This window comes from Intrasporangium sp. (genome assembly GCF_030452765.1).
Classification (GTDB): domain Bacteria; phylum Actinomycetota; class Actinomycetes; order Actinomycetales; family Dermatophilaceae; genus Intrasporangium_A.
Genome location: NZ_JAKDLO010000197.1, coordinates 1 through 7,759 on the forward strand (window position 1 = coordinate 1; position 7,759 = coordinate 7,759).

6 protein-coding genes are annotated in these 7,759 nt (G+C 65.6%); 1 reads left to right on the forward strand and 5 read right to left on the reverse strand.

Annotation, left to right across the window (positions count from 1 at the left end; genetic code table 11):
- Window positions 1-445: 445 nt before the first annotated feature.
- The 5 genes from L0H79_RS18890 to L0H79_RS18910 form a co-directional block, all read right to left on the reverse strand.
- Window positions 446-1,219, reverse strand: coding sequence for a TatD family hydrolase (locus L0H79_RS18890; RefSeq protein WP_301486190.1), 774 nt, complete (start codon window positions 1,217-1,219; stop codon window positions 446-448).
- Entirely contained in the window at window positions 1,216-2,502 is a 1,287-nt protein-coding gene (locus tag L0H79_RS18895) for a hypothetical protein (protein ID WP_301486191.1), read from the reverse strand. Before L0H79_RS18895 ends, L0H79_RS18890 begins: the two co-directional genes overlap by 4 nt.
- Window positions 2,495-3,307 (reverse strand): hypothetical protein, encoded by an 813-nt coding sequence (locus L0H79_RS18900; RefSeq protein WP_301486192.1) that lies wholly within the window; start codon window positions 3,305-3,307, stop codon window positions 2,495-2,497. Before L0H79_RS18900 ends, L0H79_RS18895 begins: the two co-directional genes overlap by 8 nt.
- Window positions 3,307-5,394, reverse strand: a complete 2,088-nt coding sequence (locus L0H79_RS18905) for a P-loop NTPase fold protein (RefSeq protein ID WP_301486193.1) — start codon at window positions 5,392-5,394, stop codon at window positions 3,307-3,309. Before L0H79_RS18905 ends, L0H79_RS18900 begins: the two co-directional genes overlap by 1 nt.
- 543 nt (window positions 5,395-5,937) lie before the next feature.
- Complete coding sequence (locus tag L0H79_RS18910) at window positions 5,938-6,966, reverse strand: hypothetical protein (RefSeq protein WP_301486194.1); 1,029 nt, start codon at window positions 6,964-6,966, stop codon at window positions 5,938-5,940.
- A 141-nt stretch (window positions 6,967-7,107) separates the two neighbouring features.
- Here L0H79_RS18910 and L0H79_RS18915 point away from each other — a divergent pair.
- Window positions 7,108-7,759: hypothetical protein (locus L0H79_RS18915; RefSeq protein WP_301486195.1), on the forward strand; the 652-nt coding region annotated here is incomplete at its 3' end.

Here is a 7,759-nt window from a genome sequence, read left to right on the forward strand (position 1 = left end):
TCTGGCGAGACCGGGTTCTGGGTCTCCCTCGCGCTTGCTGCGAAACGTCTTCTTGCTGTTGTCGAGATGCAGCAAAGATGTCACAAACGCGGTTCGTATGTGTCATAAACCCGGTGTTATGGATTTCGGTGCATCCGACTCGATACGTTATGCACCAAGCCTTCGGTGGTAGCGATCGCGCCACTCGGGGTCGTCCATGGCTCCCGTCAGCTGCTGCTCCCGAGCTACCTGCCTGTGCCCTTGCCCGCTGCCCGAGCAGGCAACGGTTACGCCGCGACGCGCGCGCGAGGCGCGCCCCATTTGGAGATGGCCCAACGGGAACGTTCAGATCAGTCAGCGATGGGTTGTTGACGGGCATTGGCGGCGAAATGACGCGGCCGTGCAGATCGCTGGAGGGTGTGAACGCTGCGCCGGTCGACGCGCGTCAGAGCCGCGGTGGTTTGGGTCATGCCTCCGCGAGGACGCGCTGGACGCGCTCCGGAAGGAGCGTGGTCGTTCCGGTAGTAGAGGCGAGCGCTTGAAGGTTTTTCCAACACTTCGCACGGAACGCCGCCCCGGTGAGGCCGTGCCGGTCTCCGAGGGCCTTCTCAACCTTGGTGACATTGCCCGGCTGGCGTGGCTGAGTTGACCATCGGTTCCCATCGGGGTGGTCGGTCTCGGTGAGGAGTCGGTCGAGCGGGATGAGGTCGAGTGCGGTGGTGTTCTTGAGGTTCGCCGCGTTCACCGAGAAGTGCGCGCCGAGCGCGACTGCGCGTTCCGTGAGGCTGCGGTCACCGAGCCACCAGTGGAGCACCGCGCCCTGGATGGGGGTCTGCTCGAGGGCCTCGATGAGTTGGCGGGTGGTGTTGTAACTGTGCAGCGAAGTGATGCGCGGCTGCTGCTGGAGAATGGCTAGAACGGAGATGAGGACGTCGGTCTGATTCTGGAGCCTGGACTGGACGCGGCCGTCGAGGCCGACTTCGCCGACGTAGGCGGTGCGCGCGATGAGGTCAGTGAACCGGGCTGGGTCGTAGGTCTCGAGTGCTGCCTTGACGCCAGGGTGAACGCCGACACCCCAGACCGCGAGTGGGTCCTGGTTCTGCCGGTCGAGTGCGGTGCCAGACTCTTCGAGGGTGCGGCTAGCGGCAAAGATGACGGCGCGGAGCGCGAGGAGGTCATCTGGCCGGATGGCTGGGTCGACGTGGGCGTGCATGTCTAGCGGGGGCCAGTTGGCGGTCACGTCAGGACACTCAACTCGGCCGTTCCTCGTTCGCACAGGTCGCGTGCCATGCCCGGGGTGTACCCAGCGGGCAGGCGCATGGCGGCGACGTCAGCGACTCGGATGCCGCGTGCGACGAACCCGCGGATGCTGGGCAGCAGGGACGCGGAGTTCAAAACCTCTGCTGCGCGCGGGTTGGGCGGGTTGTCGACGGCGTAAGTGCTGTGGTCGGTCAACTTCGCGGCGGTGAACGATGCCCGACGCATGAGGCAGCCGAAGCAAGTGCCGCAGTGGTGGTCCTTGGGGATGTGCCAGAACCGCTTGTTGGTGAAGCCGCAGGAGTCGGTGACGCTGAGGAACCCGGCTGCCTTCTGCTTCCCGACCTGATTCGCCACCCAAGCGAACATCTCGCCCTTGGTCTGGTGCATGAATGGGTTCTCGATGGCGCCTTGGGCGTTGATGCTGGTGAGCATCTGGTCGAGCTCGGTGAGGAACCAGGGGTGGGTGGTCTTCGTGGAGACGCTGCCAAGCTGGTCGGCGCCCATTGCGGGGTTCAGGGACGCGAAACCGTTCTCCGGTATCCACAGCGGGACTTCGTTGATGGAGGCGACGGCGAGGCCGAGGGCGAGGAACAGCAGAGATCGGGTGCGAGTGGAGTACTCGTCCTTCATCCGCATGTCGTTCGGCTGGGTGCGGCGCCGGCGGAACCCGATCTGGATGTGGTGATGTTCGGCGCCGTCTGGGACGAGGGCCCGGATCTCGGTGACGACGCCGCGCTGCTTCTTCCCGATGCCGTTCCCCCCGTAGTGGGAGAAGAGGATGTGTTCCGCGTCGTCGAGGCGGGCACGAAACGCGCCGGCTGCGGAGTCCGCGCCGCCGGAGAGGAGGACGACTCGCTTGGCGTCCGGGTGCTTGTTCTTGGCGGTGGTCTCCTTGGGCAGGCGGGCCTTGGTGAAGGTGAGGTCCCAGTTGTCACCGGAGAGGAACCGGAGTGCTTCGGTCAGGCGATCGCGGATGCTGTTCCAGGCGTCGGGGTCGGAGACGGGGATGGTGAGAGCGAGCGCGCGGGAGGTCCAGTTGACGCTACCGACGGCGCGCAGGACGGACCGGTCGGCGGCGTAGACCATGACGGCGATACGCGCGAAGTCAGCGTTGAGCGTGCCGACCGGGCCGAGGGTGTTAAGGCGCGGCGTAAGGGAGGTGGCGAATGATCCGCGGCCTTCGAGTGGCCAGTAAAACGTGCTGCCGGCATCAGCGTTGGTGAGGCCGCTGGGGACCTTGAACTTGAGGGTGAACTCACTCATTGTCGCTCCCGTACACGGCCTGCAGGTGCTCCAGGCCGCTCTCGACCGCGGTGACGAACTCGTTCGCGGTCGGGTTGGTCGGGTTGAGGTTCACTTGTGCGGAGAGCTCCTCGCAGGCGGCGCGCACTTCGATTTCAAACGCGACGCGTTCGGGGCCAGCGAGGTCCTTGGTGTTGAGTTCGCCGGCGGTGGTGGTCAGGTAGGCCCACGTGAGGACGATGGCGAGGGTTTCCTGGGCTATTTCTGCGGGCGTGGGGTCCGGGCCACCGGTGTTCGTGGTGACGACCCACTCGGCGACCTCGGCGACGACGAAGCGTTGCTCGTCGGACTCGATCTGGTCGGGGAGCTCTTCGCAGATGGCTCCGACGATCTGGTGGACGACATCGAACACGTTCGGGTTGGCCAGGAGGGCGTCGTAGTCGAGGCCGAGTTCTTTCAGCGTTTCCGCATCACCAGTCCGGTACGCATACGCAGCAGCTGCGCCACGACCGGCAGTGCGGGCGCTGGTGGCGGCAGACCTTGGGAACTGGGCTGAGGTGCCTTTGCGGGCAGAGGAGCCGGTTCCGCTGGCAGTGCGGAACAGAAGCGCGGTCTTCGCGACGCGCTTGGCCTTGGGCGAGAGCGGCATCGGACCGGTCCCGGGCAGGGTGGGCCGCTGCGGGCTGTCCTTTTTGGTGTCTCCGCTGTGTGCGGGGGCATCGTCTCCCGGGCTTCCGGGCAGGCTCGCGAGCCAGTCGTCGATGCCGTCGCGCAAGTCGTCTCCGATGGGGCCGCCGCCGCCGGCGAACGAGTCCTTGCTGCCCATCAGCGGTTCCTGCCCATCAAGCTCTTAGTGGTCAAGGCGTTTTTGACCGCGCCGGTGGCTCGGGTGGCCAGGTCGGCGGTGACGTCGTCGATGCCGTCGAGGTCAAGTGCCTTTAGATACATCGCGGTCGGTACTTGGAGATCTTCGGCAGGGAGGCGGCGGAACGCCTCGAGCGCCGGGGTGGACAGGGTGGCGTGTGCGGTGGCGAGGCGGCCGATGGCGGTGACGGCGCCGCGCTGCTCTTGGGCGCGGTCACGGGCTCTGCGGGCGAAGAAACGGATGAGGATACGTGCGTCCTCGACCGGCAGTCGTGCTGCCTTCTCCTCGGCTGTCTGCTTCCCGAGGGGCCCGGTGACGTTGAGCTGGTGGACGAGGTCGCGCAGGCGCTGCGGGAGTTCCTCGCTGACCAGCAGATCGCCGCTGAAGGACGCCGCGAGGTGGAGATACGGACTTAGGCCGATGTCGGCGAGCGGTGGTTCGAGCTTGGCCCACCGGATGAGGTCGTCGCCGAAGTCGGGCACCACGCTCGGCGTTGGCGCCGTGCCGTCGCCCTCCCCAGCCTTCTCCTCGTCGGCCTGGTCAGACGACACGGCCGTCTTCGTCGTGGCCTTGGAAGACTTCTTCGCGGCTACAGACGGCGTGCGCTTCTTTGCATCCGCTCCAGCTGGAGTCTCCGGGTCCTGCCCCTTGGCTTCGATGATGTTGCTCGCAGTGGCCTTGGTGGACATGGCGGCACCCTCGGTGGCCTTGGCCCGGCCAGCCCCGCCACCGTTACTGGTGCCGTCACCGTTCGCATTCTGGGCGACCTGCTCCAGCGCGCTGAGGCGGTCGCGGAGCTCACCGGTCCGCAGCCACGACAGCACCTCGGTGAACTGCTCGGGAAGGAGGACCTCGAGCACCATCATCTTCGCGACGACGTCCGCGTCGAGCACGATGCCGCGGCGTGCTGCGATAATTCGGCGCACGTTCATATCGTTGAGGAACCGCTTGATGCGCCGGGGGTTGCCGGCGAACTTCTCATACAGGATTGCGGTCAGGCGATGGGCGAACGCGAGTTCGTGCTGCACGTCGATGTTGTCCGGCGAGTTCAGACCGTCCAGGGCGCCGCTCGTGCGCAGTCGGCCGCACTCGGCGATGAGCGCCTGCAGTTGGTCCTTGCTGAAAGGATTCGTTGTCCGGTTCTGCACCTGGAGGAGCAGCAGGTACGACTCGGTGTCGAACGCGCCGAGCGCCGGCAGCGGGACCGTGGTCTGCACGATCTTGTGCAGGTACAGCTTCCACGGCGGTTCTGGCGGCAGCGCGTCGAGAGTCCCAGGCCTCTCCTTAGGCATCTCCCACTCGGGCAGCTCGGCCTTGATGGCGTCTGCGACCCGGTCCTCGTCCGCGGCGATGATGAACGCCATCCGGGGCACGCTGAGGAAAAGCCGCATAGCTTCCAGGGTCTCCACGACCGTCCGAGACAGGCATCGATCGAGGTCGTCGACGAGGACCGCGACCCGGCAGACGTGCGCGAGCTCCTCGGACGACATCAACTGCTTGAACTCCGCGTGGAAGCCGGCCAGCCCGCGGGGCTCGCCCGCCTCCTCACCACTGTCCGGATCCTTGATGAGCCCGGTGACCTGCTCGACGCTCGGGATCTGCAATGCGACCGCGGTCGTGGCTGCGAGCTTGAGGGCCTTGGCCCAGTCGACACGCTTGGCCAGCCGCTTCACCAGAGCGGCCGCCTTGCTCGTAGCGGTCTCCGGCCGCCTTTTCAGCTCCGCAGCGAGACCGTCGAGGATGTCGGCGATGATGCTTTCTTTCGCACCGACGGACGGGTCGTACCGCCATGGGTCGGTGCGGACGACGAGGACCTTGCTCTCGTCGTTACTGCGCTCCTCGAGGTCCGCGCCGATGAGCTCCAAGACGGTCGTCTTGCCGCTGCCCCACGGCCCGGAGAGGCCAAGGGAGAGCGGGTCGAGGACATCGTCGAGGATGGCGTCCGCGACAGTTTCGGCGATGGCCCTCGCGGCGAGGAGATCGACCTCGGCGGGCTCGTCGGACCACAACTGCCCTGCCAGGCTGGCCCCGGCCGGGTTCGTAGTCACAGTGGGTGCCCTTGGTTTGGTTCGACAATGCGCATTCGGAACTCAAGCGTATCCAGTTCGCGGCGATACCCGTCGGTTCTTCACCTTCGTCTGCGGTCGTGTCTAAACGACGGGTCGGTCGTCGCCGGTACCTCGGCAACACCGACCTTCACCTGTCACGGTGAGGCCAAGGATTGCGCCAGATCCGGTCAACCTGATGCGTCAATCTGGGATGGGCGCATCGCCGCGCAGCAGTTCCGGTCAGGGAACCACAAACGGCGACTCGTGCGGGGACGACGAGCCTCAGGAGCTCAGTCAAGACAGCGCGTCCCGGTAGCCCCGTCCGGTGCTCGTCACCGGGACAGGGACGTCATACGGCACGGATCAGCGGGGCACGCGCTCTACCTTTCGTGACCGCAGCGCCAGACGCTACCCGTGCAATCTTCCGTGGTCAGCCTCATGCAGGATTCGCTGCATCTCGACACTTGCTGCTGCTGCTGTTGTCGAGATGCAGCAGCAGCAGCGAAGATTTCACAACGGAGACGTTGGCCGGGTGCCAGGCGATCACGCGAAGCTGCGACCCGCCCTGATCACGTAGCTGTAGGCGTCAACCGTCCGCGAGGGGATCAGGCTGGGCAGGCCAGCAACCAGGTAGAGGGCTGCGCTCACCGGGTCATGGTTCGCGGCCAGCTCCCATGCTGCTCCAGCCAGGCCGACAGAGACGCTGGCGACACCGGCAACGCTTGGGCGTTGGAGTTGGCGTGAGGTTCGACGGAGCCCGAAGGCCCGCTCTGCGAGTTCCTCGCGCCGATCCGCCAGGAGGACTTGACGATCGACCTCATCCAACGGACCAAGCTGCGTTAGAACGTCATGTAGCTCGCGCGCGTAGGCCCGGTACTCCGCAGCATGTCTTGCCCGGAAATCCAGCAACTCGTCAAGCGGGACCATGGTGAGGTCGAGAGTGACAGCCTCCAGGTCGAGAGCAACCAGGTGTCCCGCTGATGGCATCTGGCTGAGCAACAGGGTCTTGACCAGCGACTCGGCCGGCTGTACCTGCGACGTCGTGGGGTGCAGGTTCAGACCTTGGCGACGTCCGGCTGCGCGGGCGAGTTGAGCGAGGAGGACCAAGATCGTCGTCCGCACCTCGGGGTGCATGGGGATCGAGAGCCCGTCTTCGCTCGATCGGGCAAGACCCCTCTCGATCAACTCGTCAGTCAGCATGGAAGCCAAGCCCACGTCTGCGCCCCAGCCGACCCGGCTCTGGGACAGCTCCTGAAAGTGGGATCCGCGGTCCAGCTGATCGAACGTTCCCTCGGTCAAGAGGGACACCATCGCGGTCGCCAGATCCTCGGTCATCTGCTGATCCACGAAGGTTTCCGGTTCGAGTACGCGCAAGATGCCCAGGTCGGCCAACGGACCGGCCAGGACCGGATCGCTCAGCTGCTCGATGCCGGACATGTATCGCGGACGCAGGATGGCGATCTCATCGAAGAAGAGCAGCAAGGCCTTGACCTGGTCAACCTCGTCATAACGCCAGTAGGGCGCCGGGTAGTAATACGCGACCTCCGGGTCGTTCCGTCCCGCATCGACCATCGCAAGAGTCTGACAGCCCGGAGGCGCGTGTGCGGGAAAGCCCCACCCGCCAAACCGGCAGCGACAACATCTAGAGAGCGCGTGCGGAACGATTCGCCGACGTTCTGCCGTGACCTAGGTATGAGCACGATGATGGACTCAATGGAACTGCCCGAGGACGACGAGCGCCCGATGACCCAGGCCGAGGTCGACGCCTTTCGACGCGAGAGCCTGTTCATGCGTCCGGACGAGGTCGACCCCGACTTCCACCCTCGCCTGAGCAACATCTCGGCCGGGTTCACAATGCAGGGCATCGCTCGAGCGGTGGAGCCCTCGCCTGTCGAGTACGTCGCGATCGACATTCGGGACGACGACGACCACATCAAGGAAGCCCTCGCGATCCACAAGTGGAACCTAGTGTGGGAGTCCGCCCAGTTCCGGCGACGCTACTTCGACGAGGACGAGCTGCCCGAGCAGATGGCCCGGATCGCTGACCTGGGAGATCTCAACGTCAGCTTCGTCCCGAGGACCATCTCGCGCTACCACGAGTACGCGCCTCTGCTCTATTTGCTGCCGGCAAGGACCCTGGAGCGCTTCGGTCTGCCTCTCTTCCGCGCCGGCATGTGGCCGTACGGCATCGGCGACGTCGACGTCGACGTCGACGTCGACCGCTACCTCCCCGTCGACTTCGAGACACGACTCAGCCGGGCCTGGGCTTGGATGGTCTGGCCCCACCTGAACTCCGGATCAGGGCTCGCTGCCTTCTCCAAGGATGACCCGATCAAACTCCTCGCGCACAACCTCGACTTCTGGG